A 16086-nucleotide genomic window follows, 5' to 3' on the forward strand; every position below is an offset into this window, starting at 1 on the left:
GTTTTAAATTAAATAATCTTTGAATAACAAGTAGATATGTCATTTTCGAGTCATAATTTAAACGATTGCGATTCTAACTATTGATGTATGTCAAATTGTCGTAGACAATACGCCCCCGTGTCGGGCAAATCATTCTTATTACCAACCCACACTCACTGTTTTGTAAGGTTTTGTCTATTAGTGGAATAGGCAGGGCCGATTATCAATTTTTAGGTGTCACTGATAGGGTGGGCTCATCCTTTAAGCCGTATCCAGGCACACAACAAGTACCTCGTTTTTAAGGGAAAGATGATGGTAATACCAGAAAACAGCAGCATCGTAATTTTTGGTGCTTCAGGTGATTTAACATATCGCAAGTTGATCCCTGCTTTATACCACCTCTACGCAAGTAAGCAGCTACCAGAAAACTTTGCTATTTTAGGTGTCAGCCGCACTGAATACAGCGATGAATCTTATCGCGAAAAGTTAAAGCGCTCTCTTCAGGAAATGGAGAAAACGGAACCAGCTATTCTGGATTCATTTATCGACCATCTTCACTATCAAGCCATCAACACGTCAGACACACAAGACTACGCGAAGTTGGTTGTACGTTTAGACGAATTGGCCGCTCAATACCAGTTCGAACAACGTAATACACTGTTTTATCTTGCCACACCGCCAAGCCTTTACAGCGTCATTCCTGCAAGCCTTGCTCATCACGGTCTTAATAGTGAAGAGGATGGTTGGAAACGTCTGATCATTGAAAAACCGTTTGGTTATGATTTGGCTTCGGCACGTCAGCTCGACAAAGAAATACACGATTGCTTCCAAGAGCATCAGATCTATCGCATCGACCACTACCTTGGAAAAGAGACCGTACAGAACTTACTTGTTTTCCGTTTCTCTAACGCCATGTTTGAACCTCTGTGGAACCGCAACTTCATTGATTATGTGGAAATTACAGGTGCCGAATTCCTTGGTGTGGAAGAGCGTGGCGGTTATTACGACGGCTCTGGTGCTGTGCGCGATATGTTCCAAAACCACCTACTGCAAGTGTTGGCGATGGTGGGCATGGAGCCGCCAGCACAAATTAACGCCGATTCCATGCGTGATGAAGTAGTGAAAGTTCTGCAGTGTTTAAAACCGCTTGAGGAAGATGATCTGCGTAACAACCTGGTTTTGGGTCAATACACCGCATCAGACGTGCGCGGACAGCATCTGCTTGGCTACCGTGAAGAAAACGGCGTAGCGGACGATTCTCGTACCGAGACATACATTGGTCTTAAAGCGTACATCAATAACTGGCGTTGGAATGGTGTGCCATTCTACGTGCGCACGGGTAAGCGTCTTCCAACTCGCGTGACAGAAGTGGTTATCCACTTCAAACAAACACCGCATCCGGTATTTGGTCAAAACGCCCCGGAAAACAAACTGATCATTCGTATTCAGCCTGATGAAGGCATTCAAATGAGCTTCGGTTTGAAAGAACCCGGTGCTGGCTTTAAAGCAAAAGAAGTGAAGATGAACTTCCATTATGCTTCGTTGCAAGAGACGCAAATGCTGACCGCCTATGAGCGTCTGCTTCTTGATGCGTTAAACGGCGATGCAACGCTGTTTGCTCGCAGCGATGCGGTCGAAGCGTGTTGGAAATACGTTCAACCTATCCTCGATTTCAAACAAGATCCACAAGCACTCTTTGGTTATGCCTGCGGCACTTGGGGGCCAAAAGAGTCAGATGATTTGCTGCAGCGTGACGATCGCGCGTGGCGTTTCCCATGCAAAAACCTAACAGATACGGACTACTGCGAACTATGATCAATCACAAGATCTACCAAACAGCAGAGCAGGTAGTAGAAAGCCTAGCAAACGACATGAAAGCGTTTAGCGAAATGGGCCGACCTGTTCATATCTCACTTTCTGGTGGCAGCACGCCTAAAATGCTGTTTAAGCTTTTGGCATCAGAAACGTACGCAACCTCCATTCAGTGGCAAAATCTTCATTTTTGGTGGGGTGATGAACGCTGCGTGGCACCAGACGATGCTGAGAGCAACTACGGTGAAGCGAATGCCCTTTTGTTCTCTAAACTAAGAGAATTGAGCCAAGTGGGTATTCCTACGGAAAACATCCACCGCATCCGTGGTGAAGAGCAACCAGAAGTGGAAGCGGCACGTTTCGCAAAAGAAATGGCAGACGTGATTCCAACCGATAACGGTACGCCTGTGTTCGATTGGATTTTGCTTGGTGTTGGCGCAGATGGTCACACGGCGTCGCTTTTCCCAGGTCAAACGAATTATGACGATGAGAACCTGTCAGTATTGGCTTCTCATCCGGAATCTGGACAAATTCGCGTTTCGAAAACGGCACGAGTACTGGAAGCGGCAAAACGCATTAGCTACTTAGTACTGGGTGCCGGTAAAGCGGACATTGTTGAAGAGATCAACAGCAATCCAGCGGAAGAACTTCCTTACCCGGCAGCAAAAATTCATGCGAAAGCAGGGCTGACGGAATGGTATTTAGATTTAGACGCAGCAGCGAAAATCGCTTAACCGTCGCAGAAAGAAATATATTGGAGAGAAACAATGAAAGGTGATATCGGTGTAATTGGCCTAGCAGTAATGGGTCAAAACCTTATCCTGAACATGAACGACCACGGCTTTAAAGTGGTGGCTCACAACCGTACTGCGGCGAAAGTAGATGAGTTCCTAGAAGGCCCAGCGAAAGGCACCAACATCATTGGCGCATACTCACTTGAGGAACTGGTTGAGAAACTGGAAACACCACGCAAAGTGATGCTGATGGTTCGTGCTGGCGCGGTAGTGGACCAGTTTATTGATGCACTTGTACCGCTTCTTGATAAAGGCGACATCATCATTGACGGTGGTAACACGAACTACCCAGATACAAACCGTCGCGTAGCAGCACTACGCGAAAAAGGCATCCACTTCATCGGTACTGGTGTCTCTGGTGGTGAAGAGGGCGCACGTTTCGGCCCTTCCATTATGCCTGGCGGTGCTCCTGAAGCATGGGAAGCGGTTAAGCCTATCTTCCAAGGTATCTCTGCAAAAACTGACGCTGGCGAGCCTTGCTGTGACTGGGTTGGTAACGATGGTGCAGGTCACTTTGTTAAAATGGTCCACAACGGCATCGAATACGGCGACATGCAGTTGATCACCGAAGCGTACCAGTTCATGAAAGATGGCCTTGGTATGTCTGCAGACGAGATGCAAGCCGTTTTCGCTGATTGGAACAAGACTGAGCTAGACAGCTACCTAGTCGAAATCACCGCTGACATCCTTGGCTACAAAGACGAAGATGGCGAGCCACTAGTAGAAAAGATCCTCGATACGGCTGGCCAAAAAGGTACTGGTAAATGGACAGGCATCAACGCACTAGACCTAGGCATTCCACTAACGCTTATCTCTGAGTCTGTCTTCTCTCGTTGCCTATCGGCACTAAAAGATCAACGTGTTGAAGCTGAGAAACTGTTTGGTAAGACCATCACGCCAGTAGAAGGTGACAAGCAAGAGTGGGTTGACGCACTTCGCCAAGCGCTTCTAGCATCTAAGATCATCTCTTACGCTCAAGGCTTCATGCTAATGCGCGAAGCATCAAACGAGAATGGCTGGGATCTCAACTACGGTAACGTTGCTCTTATGTGGCGTGGTGGTTGTATCATCCGTTCTGCGTTCCTAGGCAATATCCGTGATGCGTACGAAGCGAACCCAGATCTTGCGTTCCTAGGTTCTGATGACTACTTCAAAGGCATCCTACAAAACAGCCTAGTGGCATGGCGTAAAGTGGCGGCGAAGTCGCTAGAAGCGGGCATTCCAATGCCATGTACAACGTCTGCACTGACGTTCCTAGACGGTTACACAACTGCGCGTCTACCTGCAAACTTACTGCAAGCACAACGTGACTACTTCGGTGCTCACACTTATGAGCGTATCGACCGTGAGCGTGGTGAGTTCTTCCACACCAACTGGACAGGTACCGGCGGTAACACAGCGTCGACTACTTACGACGTTTAATAGATCGTTAGTAAACTAATAAAACGCAAAAGGATGTCCAAGTGACATCCTTTTTCTTCAATGACGTTTAAGGCTAATGAATAAGCCTACGCACTCTTTTCTTTGGTTGTGCTGGAATGGTATTTTTCGATGAACTTGTCGCGAAGGTAGAGCAACAAGCTCACAACGAAAGCAACGATGGAAACCGTAAACAGAGCATACATACTCAATATCCACGCAAACGTTGCGGTAAGAAAAGCGACGAAAGAGAACATTCTGCTGAATGTCATGATATTGCCAAGTCTGCTATTTTTCATAGTGTCTCCCAAAGTGAATGGGTAACGCCGAGCGGCTTTTCAATTCATGTTCAGTGTTGCAATTTTGAGCAAAATTAACATAAAAACACCGCTAAATTTTGCTCAAAAAAGATATAACTTTGATCAATCAATGATTATTGAATGCAACTTACTCGCTAGTTTCAGTACCATCGCTTTTTTCACAGAGCTTAGATCGTTTGTCGCGATGGTTTGTATTCGTTGACTGAAGTGTTGAAGAACTGCTTAGTCTCTTCAATCACCACATGGCGAAGAGCGATCAAACCAATTAAGTTCGGAATGGCCATCAAACCATTGACGATATCCGCAAGAATCCAAATCATATCCAGTTGCATAAATGCACCAGAAGCGACGAGTACAAGGAATATGATTTTGTACGGGAGTACGGCTTTGGTTCCTAAGAGGAAAACCACACAGCGCTCACCGTAATAGTTCCAACCTAAGATGGTTGTGAAAGCGAAAAACATCAGGCCAATAGAAACGAGCATAGGGCCAAAAGTTTCAGCGTTAAGGCCAACAGCAAATGCGTGGGTTGTCATGGCTGCACCGGCAAAGTCACTTTGCCATGCGCCGGTTAGAATGAGCGCTAAGCCAGTCATGGTACAAATCACGATGGTATCGAAAAACGTACCCGTCATTGAGATCAAACCTTGTTTGACGCAAGAATCTGTTTTCGCGGCCGCAGCCGCCATGGGGGCGCTGCCTAGGCCTGATTCATTGGAAAATACGCCACGCGCTATGCCGGATTGAATTGCTAGCATGATGCTTGCCCCAAGGAAACCACCTGTAGCAGCCATTGAAGTAAAGGCTGAAACTAGTACCAGTTCAATCGCGTTAAGCAGTTGGTCTGCATTCATAATAATGACGCTTAAACAAGCCATTACGTAGAAAATAGCCATAGCAGGAACCACTTTACCAGCAACGCTTGCAATGGACTTGATACCCCCTAAGGTAACAAAGGCAACAAGCAGCGTTAATATGGAAGCGGAAACTTCACGAGACACACCCAACGAGATCTCGCTTGCATCTAAAATCGCATTCACTTGCGGGAAAGTACCAATACCGAAACAGGCAACTCCTAGCGCAAATATAGCAAACATGATCGCCAATGCTTTAGAGCCGACACCGTATTGAAGGTAGTACATCGGGCCACCTACCATTTGGCCTTTATCGTCCACTTTGCGATATTTAACCGCCAGCAAGCATTCAGCGTACTTGGTTGCCATACCAAACAACGCGGCAAGCCACATCCAAAATAGCGCACCAGGCCCACCCAACTTAATCGCTGTTGCCACACCAACAATATTACCTGTGCCAATGGTGGCGGAAAGGGCGGTGCACAGTGCAGCAAAACTCGAAACATCGCCTTGTTGCTGGGTGGGACTCTCTTTGGAAAAGACCATGGCCAGAGCGGTTGGCAAATGTTTGAACTGAATCAAGCCGAGGCTGAAAGTAAAATAAACGCCTGTTCCCACCAATAAAATGAGCAATGGTGGTCCCCAGACAAAACTGTCGATGGTTTGTAGTAAAGATTGAAGGTCGTTCATGATTTCCCCTTAATAAAACAACTAATAAGGAGAAGAGGGAAAGGTAAAAGATCAAGGATCTATAATAATCCAACATAACAAAAGCTTGCGGCTGAATCGCTCAAGCCACCAAAGAATAAAGTGAATGTTGGGGTGTAACTTTCCACTCCTCTGTCCTTTTGCCTGAGAGTTTCACCTTGCACATGGGCAGGGCTTGCTCCTTCGGCGACCGATTTAACGGTTCTCTCCAGAGGTTCCTCCAACTACAGTCCTCGCTTATTCCTATCAATATAATCAAAAAGAATAATGCACCTGAAAGATTTACTTCTTCGGCGGGTATGATTAACTAAATGTTAATATTTAGTTAATGACCACTCTCCTGTAGCCTTCATCGGAACAATTGCCTAAATGATTAGGGCAATCTGTAGGCGAATCCTAACCAATAACTTCTGTGATGTCATCTACAAAAAAATCGTTTGAACGTTTATTGTTCGAACTCTTAAAAAACTACCTGATTTTGACGTTTTCATCGAGAAAATTAGAGTACAATGCAATGGCTTGTATAATTGGTTTTGTTCTATAGGGAAAAAGAATGGTAAGACTGATTGCGATTTTCGTTCTAGTTTTATTGGCTTACTTTTTGCTGAGATATCGGACTAACGAAAAAATTCAAAAAGGGATTGTTATCACGGTGCTGGGGATATTTGCCGTCTACACAATTCTATTAGTCGCGAGTGAGTTGATTAAGTAACACAGTTCAGATTGGAGTAACATCTAGTGACATCGTCGAATAACCATCATGAAGATCAAGATGACGTGGTTGTCATTGAAGAGCGCGATAACAAAACAATCGTTTACATTGCAATCTCGGCTGTTCTTGGTATGGCGTTTGGTGGTTTGTTGGGATCCCACTTTACTGCCAAGCGTTGGGAAGATAACTATCAGCAGTTAGAAACGCAGTACAAAGCGTCGGTGTCTGACAACAGTAAGTTGGCAGTCAATTTACAGTCTCGTGAAGCCCAGCTTGACAAAGAGTTGGACAATAAACTTGAATCTGAACTCGCTCTGCGTCAAAAAGAGCACCAAGCAGAGCTTAACAAACTACACAATCAACTGACCGAGATGGAAAAGTTAAATATTGCGTTAGAAGGGCAACTAAAAACTCAGCAAGCGCAAATTGATTCTGCCCAACAAGAAAATGACAAGCTCAACCGTCAGGCGGACATGCAAGCCAACGTTTTTGAACGTTCTCGTGATATTTTCCGACGTGAAATGGAGATTAGCCAAGATCTCGAGAAGTTGGAGAAAGAGCGTGAAATCTTGGTTCCTACGCTTGAGAAGTTAAAAAAAGAGTGCGAAATTTATTTGGCTGGCACCTCTTGGGATGCGAAATCAGATGCGTGTGATAAGCAGGACGAAGCCTCTTCGCGTTTGAGCCAGATAGATCAACTGATTGAAGTTTACAAAATGGACTTGAAGCAAATTCGCTCTATTACTCAAGATCTTGGCCTGTAGTAACGAAGTAACTGCATGCATACTTAATCAAGAAAAGAACGCGTGCCTCCTGATAAAACAAAGCCCAGCGAATATGCTGGGTTTTGTTTTATCCGCTAGCCAGAGACGGTGTTATTTTTATGGGTTGGCTACTTACATATCTGTAAACACAGATGAGGCAGCAATGCGAAGGTGCGGAAATTCTTTTTGACCGTAGAAAAAATGAAGTGGCTCTGTGCCTGAGCCACCGAGAGCAGACCCTAAGATAGAGTGAAACTTAGGTTCTTCTAAAGAGCTATCCTTGCTCAATTTCCAGCTATTTTTAGCCATCTACGATTAAAAACAGTGAATGTTTAGGTTGATATTAATTATTGTTGTAAATGTTTTCTACCCCCCAATCGGGGGGAGCTTTGGTTTCACAACGTAAATTCATTCAACTTGCCTTGAACGCGAGATACTTCTTTTTGATATCCATTGACGATGTCGTTGAGGTTGTTGGCATGGCTACCTGTTCGATGAGCGATATCTGCTAAAACATCAACGTCTTTATCAATGGCTTCGCTCGCTTTCGATTGTTCAATCGTTGCATTCGCAATACTACTAATATGTTGATTGACTTGTTCTATGGCATTCTCAAGCTTCTCTACACTCTGTTTTACCACATCAACGGAATGGAAAGTCTCGTCACTGGCTTGTTTGCTCTTTGCCATGTTGTCGACAGCGAGCTTCGTATTGTCACGAATCTTATCGAGTAACTTACTGATACTTTCTGTCGCTTCTTGGCTACGTTGAGCAAGATCTCGAACTTCAGAAGAGACCACCGCGAACCCTCGACCGTGTTCGCCTGCACGTGCCGCCTCAATGGCTGCATTGAGCGCCAGCAAATTGGTTTGTTCGGAGACGGCGTTGATGGTCGCGACAATTTGACCAATACTTTGAGTATCACTCTCTAACTCGTGCATGCAGTTTTGAGTCGCATCGATTTGAGCAAGCAAGCTTTTAACGGAATTGAAGGAAGAAGAACTCTGGTTCTGACACTCTAACACTTGTTGATTCATGCTGTCGGTGTCTTCAGTCGCCCGCTCGGCAGAATGGGCAATTTCAACGCTAGACTGAGAAAGCTCCGTCATGGCTGTAGCGATGTTGTCACACTTGGCGATAGTTTCTTGACCGCTGTTATCAAGGTCACCAGAGGTGGCGATAATTTGGTTGAGTCTTTCTGTACTGTGATCGTTGGTATTTTTTACATCTTTAATCAAATGTCGAATAGCGTGATTGAGTTTATTGACACTAGCGGCAATTGAAGCGATCTCGTCTCGACCAGTTTGATCCAAATCGACCGAAAGGTCGCAGCTTTTTGCCATATCAGATAACTTTTCAGTAAGGTGACCCACTCGGTTACGAAGGCTGCTGACGGTGGCAATTACAATCCAAGCAAACAACGTTGATAGAATCGCGGCAGCCACTGTTAGAATATTGCGTGTGGTTGTTGCACTTTCGGCCTTATGCTCTGAAACAGCGTTCATCTCTGCTTGCAGCGCATTGCGTACTTGATTGATCAAAGTGATTCGCTCTGTCGCTAACTTAAACCACTCCTGCGACGTTGGGCCATTGATGGCATCAAGCTGTTGAGCCTGAGATAGAAAGCTTTTTTGAATGCTTTCTACTTGCTGCCAAATCTGATTTCGTTCTTGGTTTTGCAATAGCTGTTTGAACTGATTGGGTAACTCGAGTAAAGCGCTACGTCGAGCGTAATCGCCAGAGCCAATATAGCTTTGAATATTGGCATAGACGACGGGTGTTGCTTGGCCACGAGCAAACACGCCATTCAGAGCCCCGCGTACCTGTCCGGCTCTCTCTTTCATAATAATGATTGATACGAGGGATTCACCCAAAGCACCCAACTCGTGGTTCTCCACCTGAGAAAGCATGAGGCGGCTATTGTCTATGGCAAGTTGGTTGAGATTAGAGTAATAGCCGAATGGGGCTATAGTTGGAGTCAACTTATCAACTCCTGACCGCACGCTGCTTAATTGGCTCAGTTGCTGTGAGATATCACTGATCAGGGTGCTGACAAAAGCGTTGTCCAATTGCTCAGATTTGAAACTGCGCAGAGCATCAATAGCTTGATCTGCTTTTCCTCTTTGCAGCTGCAGTGCAGACACTTGTTCTGCATTGCCTTTACTGCCCAAAACACCAGCAGTGAGGCCCCTTTCAACAGCTAGATTATGCGCTAAATTATCAAACAATATCACCAGTTGAATAGCTTCTCTGTCGACTTCGGACATTTTGGCTTGTCGATTGAGATCCAAGATGGTGTTTCCTGAAAGGAAAATAGACACGAGTAGTGGAACTCCAGCAACCACACTCACGATAATGTAGAGTTGGAACCGACGTAAAAGCGAATGCATATAACCTCTCTAAGCCACTTTCTTATGTAACGAGTGGCGTTTTTATATTAATAATCACTAAACAAGTATAGAACCAAGTTTGGAGAGTGATGGCTGGTAATTGAAATTAACGTTGTTTAAATCACACAAAAATTAATGGGTTTGATATCAAACGATTAAAAGATGAATGGAATGAACTAGTAGTTACTGATAATGAGATTGATAGCATAATGATTGAGTGTTTGCATTTTGAAAATGCAATATGCAATTTTGTGTGTATAAATACGCCAATTTGATAAGGAGTTTGTGATTTTATGCCCACATTAAACTTGGCACGTATTCTGCTTTAGTTAAGGTGACCCTAATTAAGCCGAGGGTCACCTAGCCAACTGACGTTGTTAGTGAATAAAGACTTGTTCACACATATATACGGCCAAACACCTGATTGTGTTTGGCCTTTTTTTATTCCTCTTCAGAACATTTGGCATAACAGCTTGGCTGTCTTGGACAGACAGCACCACGAGAACAGATGAGACGAGCAGGGGCTTCGATTCCTCGTTCAATCCATTTGATGTTCAATATTTTTGCGATGGTCTTGAGGTCTTTTCGCATGTGGAAAGGAATTTCAGCACTTCCGCCTTGTTTGACACAAAGGCGTTTCAGTTCTTCCGCAATCTCGAGTGCATCGCCACCTTGGGCGTTAATAGCAGGGTTAAGGTCGATGCCGGCACACAACACTCGGTTGTTGCCCGCAGGATCCATGACGTTAATGGATTCACAGCAGTAGAGTCTTGGCTCGTTGCCAACGTTTAGGATAGACAATTGCGCAGAACTACCATTTCTTGGTTCAGACAAGCGACGAAAAACGGCCCAGTGCTGGCATGGGTCGTTCACGGTACGCATGTTACCCCAAGGAAGAGGGATACCATTGCCCCGGTAAACCGCTTTTAACTTGCCCGGTCCGTAGGCATCGAAGTAGTGCCAATGTGGATAAGGGGACACGACGGTCATTCTTCTCATCGCTACTGAAGGAGAAACCCCTGCTTTTTGATGGACATCGATCTCATAGCCAGAACGATCAAGCAACTGTCGAAATGGCACTTTAGGGCAAAGTAATGCACCAGCAAAAAAGCTCGATTCAAAATCTCGCCAGGCTTGCAAAATATCTTGTGAGTTGAGATCAGAAGTTGGGCTAAAATCGTCAACTTGATCCCAGTTATTTTGATGACCAATCGAGAGTACATTCTTGACGTTGTCGCTACTGTGCAAAATTCGGTGGCCGATATACACCGCGAGATCGTATTTGAGACGGGTAGGATAGTCACGCATCATGTTATTGAGGTAGATGGTTCCCGGCGCTTCCATGAACGATGTCACTAGCTGTTTGGCGTTGACTCCCAGTTCGTCCACCACATCTTTGGGTGTCCGGTTAATCCAACGAATATCGAGGCCCAGGCTTTTTGCGATATCGATTAAGTCTTCAACCGAAAGGTTCAGACGCTTTTTCCCCACTTCTTCTGCTGCGCGTTCAAGATCTGGAAAGTGGTTCTGATTCGCTTCTTGATGTGCACGAATCAGCAAATGCGCGAATTGACGTCCAGTAATGCCGGTTTGTGACAGCATTTCTGGTATTGCGATTTGTAAAATGTCGTTAGAGAAAAGAAAACTCGGTTCGAGGGCCATCCCGTTAAGGCCGCCGCGACTACCTTTGTTGGGGGTAATCGCCTCGAGCTCAGGCTCATCATCCAAAAACCAAGCGGGGTCCTTTTGAAATACCTCCGCAATGACTTCCAACATATCGATGCTTGGAACGCGTTTTCCTCGCTCGATCATAGAAAGATAAGAAACGGATGGCGCGTATTCAGGGTTAATTCGAATACAACGCGCAGAGAGGTCTTCCATCGTTAAATGGTTATTTTTCCGCAAGTTTCTAATCTTTGTTCCCAGAAAATGCGATTGGCGAATCAAGCTTTTTGACACAGACATTTTGTAAAATTCACACTGTAAAATTTTTGTTGTGAAATTGTAGTAAAAAATTCGCTAGTCTACATACTAAGAGAGCAAGGAAAAGAACCTTCAACTTCACAAATTTGCTTGCAACGAAAACGTAAGTTTGAAGTATGTGCTCTAAAACAAAATTGTTGTGTGTTATCCAAGAGGACAAGACGATGAATATGCTGACATTCGATAAAAATGAAAACCAACAACAACGCCCATTTATCGCTGAAGCCGTATTTGCCGTCGAAGCGGTAAATTCTAATCAGCAAGATGAAAAACAACAAAAAGCGAAACAGCTTCTCGACAGAATGTTTCCGCTAGAATCTGGCTCGCATCAAGACGTCACCAGCTACGTGATCGATTATCGTCACCTAATGGCATATTTTGCAGATGGTTCTCACAGTGGCCTTCAAGCACCCAAACATTTTGTCGCTTTCACGGGTGAGAAAGAAGATCCTTGCTCTATCTTGCTCCGCGATGAATCAGGCAGCCACATTGAAGTGATGCTGGGTTGCCACAAAGGCACAGGAAGTGTAGAACTTGTTGATATCGATGATATTCAATTGGAAACGCGCACGACCTTTAGCCCTGAATTAACTGGCGATGCACCAACAGCAATGCGTCATTGGATCAGTCTAGTGAAAGGCGATGTGAATGGTAAGCCAATGGCAAGCAGTGAAGATAAAGAGTACACCGCGAAAAGTGGTGATGATTATGTACTTCGCTACTGCTATAGCATTTAATGCTGCTTCTATTGGTTAATGTTGACGTGAAAATACATTCAACTTATACGAATGAGACTATTGAGTAGGTCATTAAGCAACATAATAAGCCACAGGTATTCCTGTGGCTTAGAGCAAAGCAATCTAATGCTGTTTTATGGCAATTGTTCTAAAAATGGAGATAAACCAATTAACTCATCAATGATCTCTTTGGTTTGTCGGGAATAGATGATCTTATCTGTAGAGCCAACAAGTTGGATCGAACATATTTTTTTAGATACAACGATTTGACGTAGTACTCTTAAAACGATTTGACTGTCTATCAGTTTATGTGTTTCTAAACCATTTCCTGGAACCAAAGAAGCAAGATCAACATTGATAACAATTTGATCGCAGTGTTGAATAAATCCGCTTAACTGAGCTTTAAGTTGGTTTCGACTTAAAAATCCACATTCATCCCAGCCAACCCAATCACAGCCAAGATCTTCGGCGTAATCTAACGTTTGTGTACTCACTTGCTCAGTATCGATGCCAATACAAAATAGTTTTGCCTGTGGGTAACGGGACAAGAGAAAGTGGAAAGCACTGCCTACTTGAAGATCAAGAGTTTGTTTAAGCTCAAAGCTATGTCCGATGTGAACAACGCCAACGCTAGTGTTGTCTTGCGCCAACGTTGGTAGGCTATTCAGCAACATTTCATGCCCGTTGGCGAACACGGTTGGAATCAGGCCGAGTGCCAAAGAGTGGTTCAAAGCTCGTTGGAATGCACTATTCGTGTGGCCATCTAACACAAAATGGTTGGCTTCAGTAAGCGGTGCTGCAGACTGCTGCTGGTACAACCAGTCTGAAGCATTGGATAAAATTTGCTGCGCAGTTTCAAACTCTAGCACTGACATCGGTTTTACGTATTGGCAAACCGACATAAAGTAAAACATAGGTGCTTGATATGCGTTGGCAGGAGCCAAACGGTGGCGTTTGAATAAGCTTAGCATTATTGATTACCTTTCAGGTGGAAGCGCTCTTGCTGCCTGCAAAACGTGTAAAATGATGCGTTGTTTGTCTGTTTCTACTCGATGTGCCGGAGCCATAACAGAAACTGCGCCAATCAACTTACTTCCTTTCATGACCGGCGCGCTAATTCCAGAAACGCCTGGGTCAATTTCCGATGTGCTGATTGCGTAACCGTTGGTACGTATATTTGCCAGTTCGTCTTGCCAAGTTGCTAGCCGGTGGTCTTGACCAAAATAGCGTAAAATTCGTTCACAACGCTCTGGTGGCATAAAAGCCAGCATAACTTTGGATGAGGCGCCACGCAGTAGAGGTTGACTTTGACCCTGGACGTAGCTACAACGTAGCGCCTGCATACTTTCTTTTTGACGAACGCACAATGCTCTATACCCAACGGGAACCATATATGCAGCGAGCTCACCCGTTTGATGTTGTAAACGTGCTAGGATCGCTTCTACCGATTCCAGATTGTGTTGCGAATTTTGGTAACTATGCATCAGTAGAAGCGCTGCTGGTCCAACGATGAAGGTTTTCTCGTGAGCACTTTCTTCAATTAAGTTCCACTCTTTCAAAAGCTTGAGGTGGCGATACAAGCTGCTGAGCGGAACAGCAAGCTGTTCACTTAAGGTTTTGGCAGAAACGGGCTCGTCGTTTACCGCTACCTGCATCAGCAGTTGTAAGGTTTTCTCATTGACTTGATTGGCATTCATCTAACTTTTTCCAAATATTTTTATCCCGAACGGTCTTATAGCACAAATATAATTCTTATCATCTGGGAAATGAAGTCAAAAAAAATACCATTTTTCTCACTAAATAAGAAATTGCGCATGATACAAGACCATGGGGAGAGAAAATGGTCGTGCAACCAAATGGGTTTCTAATATTTGTGTATCTTATGAAACGCATATCTTAGTTGAAGTCGTGCTTTTTTGTATAACTCTGGCTGTTGGAAAAACACGTTCCACTAGAGTTTTGGCTCTAGGCTTAGTAATGCAATAAAATAGTGTTTTATTGTTATTTTGTTGTTTTTAATAACAAAATGCACTTTGAGATAACAGTTGTTCGCCCGAAAGTATTTGCAAGGTAATGTGAAGTGATTCAAAATTCACTGGTATATCCAGTAGAGATAATATGAACCAAGGTTTTTATGAAAGTCACGAATCTATTTAAAGACAAAGTCGACGCATTTTCTGCGCATCATGCTGAGTTGATTAATTGGATGTCTCCAACTTTACGTGAGTATTGGAGTGACTTTTTAGGAAAGGCGCAAGGAAGTTTTCTTTTCTCGAAAGTAAAAGATCATCACCAACCAGCGGTGAATGAAGAAGTTACGCCCATCGAGCCTATTGTATTGCAGCCAGAAGCGGCACTTGTTTACCAAGAACTAAGCGAAAAGATTGGTGAAGTGATTCATGTAGGGAGTTGGCTGCATATCGATCAAGAGCGTATCAACCAATTTGGTATGGTAACAGAAGATATGCAATGGATTCACACTGATCCAGAGCGTGCGGCAAAAGAATCACCATTTAAAACAACCGTTGCACATGGATTTTTGACGTTGGCGTTATTGCCCAAGTTGACAGACTCCGTTAATCCAGAAAATAGCCTTTTCCCAAGCGCAAAAATGGTGGTGAACATTGGCTTGAATCAAGTTCGTTTTCCTTACCCTGTGAAAGCGGGGAATAACGTAAGAGCTTCAAGCAAGCTGATCAAAGTGACCCCGATAAAAAAAGGGCTTGAAGTAGAACGTGAAATTAAGGTTGAGATTGAAGGGGTAAGGCGACCAGCAGCTGTCGTTGTTTCCGTTATCCAGTTGCATTTTTAGTGCAAAAATCGTCACGATGTTAGAAGTGCGCTTTGAGCGCACTTCTTTATTTTTAATGTTCGAAACTAAAGTAACACGGTATTCTTCAAGATTATATCTACTTCAAATTGCTGCGCTTCCATTATTTTTTTGCGGTTACCGAAATGTAACCAAAGCTCTCGATGATCTTTTGACCTTGTGTAGATTTGACAAAGTTCACAAATGCTTTTGACTCTTCACCGATGTTGCCAATTTTGTAGAAGATCAGAAAAGGTCGAGAAAACAAGTACGAGTGGTTGTGAATGTTTTCGGCGATGGGAATTACACCGTCGACACTAATGGCTTTGACCGAACCATCAACTGAGCCCATAGAAACAAACCCGATTGCGTGTTGATTGTGATTGATGATGGTTTTGACCATGCTATTACTGTTAACGACGAGGTTACTCGGATTAATGTCAGAGACTAAGCGGTCGTTGATGATGCGAGTTAAGCCTAGTAAGCTCTCGAAACTGTATCGCGTACCTGAAGAGCTCTCGCGAGTCACCACGGCAATGGGCTTGTCTTCACCACCGACTTGTTTCCAGTTGGTGATATTGCCCTTGTATATGTTGTATAACTGTTCTTGCGATAAATTGCTCGTATTGTTGGTTCTATTTACGACGACCGCTAATCCGTCGTAGGCAATCAGTTCGACATTAAGGTCTTCCCCTTTTTCGCTTTCAGTCAAGTAGCGAGAGCTCATCCCTAACTCAACCACACCTCGGTTCACCATGGTAATACCAGCAGTTGAACCAATGCCTTGGACCGCGATAAAAGTGTT

At 44.3% G+C, this 16086-nt stretch carries 13 protein-coding genes and 1 riboswitch; of the genes, 6 read left to right on the forward strand and 7 right to left on the reverse strand.

Annotated elements, in window-relative coordinates:
• Window positions 1–291 precede the first annotated feature (291 nt).
• From zwf to gnd, 3 genes are read left to right on the forward strand one after another with little or no spacing between them, the layout of a single operon-like run.
• Window positions 292–1794, forward strand: coding sequence for a glucose-6-phosphate dehydrogenase (gene zwf, locus FC652_RS01310; RefSeq protein WP_013571876.1), 1503 nt, complete (start codon window positions 292–294; stop codon window positions 1792–1794).
• Window positions 1791–2525 (forward strand): 6-phosphogluconolactonase, encoded by a 735-nt coding sequence (gene pgl, locus FC652_RS01315; protein ID WP_176297181.1) that lies wholly within the window; start codon window positions 1791–1793, stop codon window positions 2523–2525. The genes zwf and pgl overlap by 4 nt, the downstream gene beginning before the upstream one ends.
• A gap of 33 nt (window positions 2526–2558) precedes the next feature.
• Window positions 2559–4007, forward strand: coding sequence for a decarboxylating NADP(+)-dependent phosphogluconate dehydrogenase (gene gnd / locus FC652_RS01320; protein WP_011150224.1), 1449 nt, complete (start codon window positions 2559–2561; stop codon window positions 4005–4007).
• 86 nt (window positions 4008–4093) lie between these two features.
• On the opposite strand, the gene FC652_RS01325 is transcribed toward gnd, so the two are convergent.
• Window positions 4094–4303, reverse strand: coding sequence for a hypothetical protein (locus FC652_RS01325; RefSeq protein ID WP_176297182.1), 210 nt, complete (start codon window positions 4301–4303; stop codon window positions 4094–4096).
• A gap of 188 nt (window positions 4304–4491) precedes the next feature.
• The gene (locus FC652_RS01330; RefSeq protein WP_176297183.1) at window positions 4492–5868 is read right to left on the reverse strand and encodes a sodium:alanine symporter family protein; all 1377 of its coding nucleotides are present in this window, start codon (window positions 5866–5868) and stop codon (window positions 4492–4494) included.
• Window positions 5869–6008: 140 nt separating this feature from the next.
• A riboswitch (glycine riboswitch) is annotated at window positions 6009–6108 on the reverse strand.
• A gap of 516 nt (window positions 6109–6624) precedes the next feature.
• On the opposite strand from FC652_RS01330, the gene FC652_RS01335 reads away from it, so the two are divergent.
• Window positions 6625–7362 (forward strand): chromosome partitioning protein ParA, encoded by a 738-nt coding sequence (locus tag FC652_RS01335; protein ID WP_176297184.1) that lies wholly within the window; start codon window positions 6625–6627, stop codon window positions 7360–7362.
• Window positions 7363–7757: 395 nt separating this feature from the next.
• Here FC652_RS01335 and FC652_RS01340 read toward each other — a convergent pair whose 3' ends face one another.
• Together FC652_RS01340 and FC652_RS01345 are read right to left on the reverse strand one after the other, a co-directional pair.
• The gene (locus FC652_RS01340) at window positions 7758–9752 is read right to left on the reverse strand and encodes a methyl-accepting chemotaxis protein (protein WP_176297185.1); all 1995 of its coding nucleotides are present in this window, start codon (window positions 9750–9752) and stop codon (window positions 7758–7760) included.
• A gap of 441 nt (window positions 9753–10193) precedes the next feature.
• Entirely contained in the window at window positions 10194–11717 is a 1524-nt protein-coding gene (locus FC652_RS01345) for a DUF3612 domain-containing protein (protein WP_176297186.1), read from the reverse strand.
• A 182-nt stretch (window positions 11718–11899) separates the two neighbouring features.
• On the opposite strand from FC652_RS01345, the gene FC652_RS01350 reads away from it, so the two are divergent.
• Window positions 11900–12472 carry a hypothetical protein gene (locus FC652_RS01350; RefSeq protein ID WP_176297187.1) on the forward strand — a complete coding sequence of 191 codons (573 nt, stop codon included), beginning with the start codon at window positions 11900–11902 and terminating at the stop codon, window positions 12470–12472.
• Between the two features lie 134 nt (window positions 12473–12606).
• Here FC652_RS01350 and FC652_RS01355 read toward each other — a convergent pair whose 3' ends face one another.
• Together FC652_RS01355 and FC652_RS01360 are read right to left on the reverse strand one after the other, a co-directional pair.
• On the reverse strand, window positions 12607–13443 hold the full coding sequence (locus FC652_RS01355) for an arginase family protein (protein WP_176297188.1): 837 nt from the start codon (window positions 13441–13443) through the stop codon (window positions 12607–12609).
• Window positions 13444–13449: 6 nt separating this feature from the next.
• On the reverse strand, window positions 13450–14169 hold the full coding sequence (locus tag FC652_RS01360; protein ID WP_176297189.1) for an IclR family transcriptional regulator: 720 nt from the start codon (window positions 14167–14169) through the stop codon (window positions 13450–13452).
• 437 nt (window positions 14170–14606) lie between these two features.
• Here FC652_RS01360 and FC652_RS01365 point away from each other — a divergent pair, with 437 nt between their 5' ends.
• Window positions 14607–15284, forward strand: a complete 678-nt coding sequence (locus FC652_RS01365; RefSeq protein WP_176297190.1) for a MaoC family dehydratase — start codon at window positions 14607–14609, stop codon at window positions 15282–15284.
• A gap of 121 nt (window positions 15285–15405) precedes the next feature.
• On the opposite strand, the gene FC652_RS01370 is transcribed toward FC652_RS01365, so the two are convergent.
• A partial coding sequence (locus FC652_RS01370; RefSeq protein ID WP_176297191.1) for a phosphate ABC transporter substrate-binding protein occupies window positions 15406–16086 on the reverse strand: 681 nt, incomplete at its 5' end.

The sequence above is a fragment of the Vibrio sp. 05-20-BW147 genome (assembly GCF_013369385.1).
Classification (GTDB): Bacteria; Pseudomonadota; Gammaproteobacteria; order Enterobacterales; family Vibrionaceae; genus Vibrio; species Vibrio floridensis.

Bases quoted from the DNA above. Each gene is read 5' to 3' on its own strand.
- zwf (WP_013571876.1), top strand. From the start codon at position 292: ATGGTAATACCAGAAAACAGCAGCATCGTAATTTTTGGTGCTTCAGGT.
- pgl (WP_176297181.1), top strand. From the start codon at position 1,791: ATGATCAATCACAAGATCTACCAAACAGCAGAGCAGGTAGTAGAAAGC.
- gnd (WP_011150224.1), top strand. From the start codon at position 2,559: ATGAAAGGTGATATCGGTGTAATTGGCCTAGCAGTAATGGGTCAAAAC.
- FC652_RS01325 (WP_176297182.1), bottom strand. From the start codon at position 4,303: ATGAAAAATAGCAGACTTGGCAATATCATGACATTCAGCAGAATGTTC.
- FC652_RS01330 (WP_176297183.1), bottom strand. From the start codon at position 5,868: ATGAACGACCTTCAATCTTTACTACAAACCATCGACAGTTTTGTCTGG.
- FC652_RS01340 (WP_176297185.1), bottom strand. From the start codon at position 9,752: ATGCATTCGCTTTTACGTCGGTTCCAACTCTACATTATCGTGAGTGTG.
- FC652_RS01345 (WP_176297186.1), bottom strand. From the start codon at position 11,717: ATGTCTGTGTCAAAAAGCTTGATTCGCCAATCGCATTTTCTGGGAACA.
- FC652_RS01350 (WP_176297187.1), top strand. From the start codon at position 11,900: ATGAATATGCTGACATTCGATAAAAATGAAAACCAACAACAACGCCCA.
- FC652_RS01355 (WP_176297188.1), bottom strand. From the start codon at position 13,443: ATGCTAAGCTTATTCAAACGCCACCGTTTGGCTCCTGCCAACGCATAT.
- FC652_RS01360 (WP_176297189.1), bottom strand. From the start codon at position 14,169: ATGAATGCCAATCAAGTCAATGAGAAAACCTTACAACTGCTGATGCAG.
- FC652_RS01365 (WP_176297190.1), top strand. From the start codon at position 14,607: ATGAAAGTCACGAATCTATTTAAAGACAAAGTCGACGCATTTTCTGCG.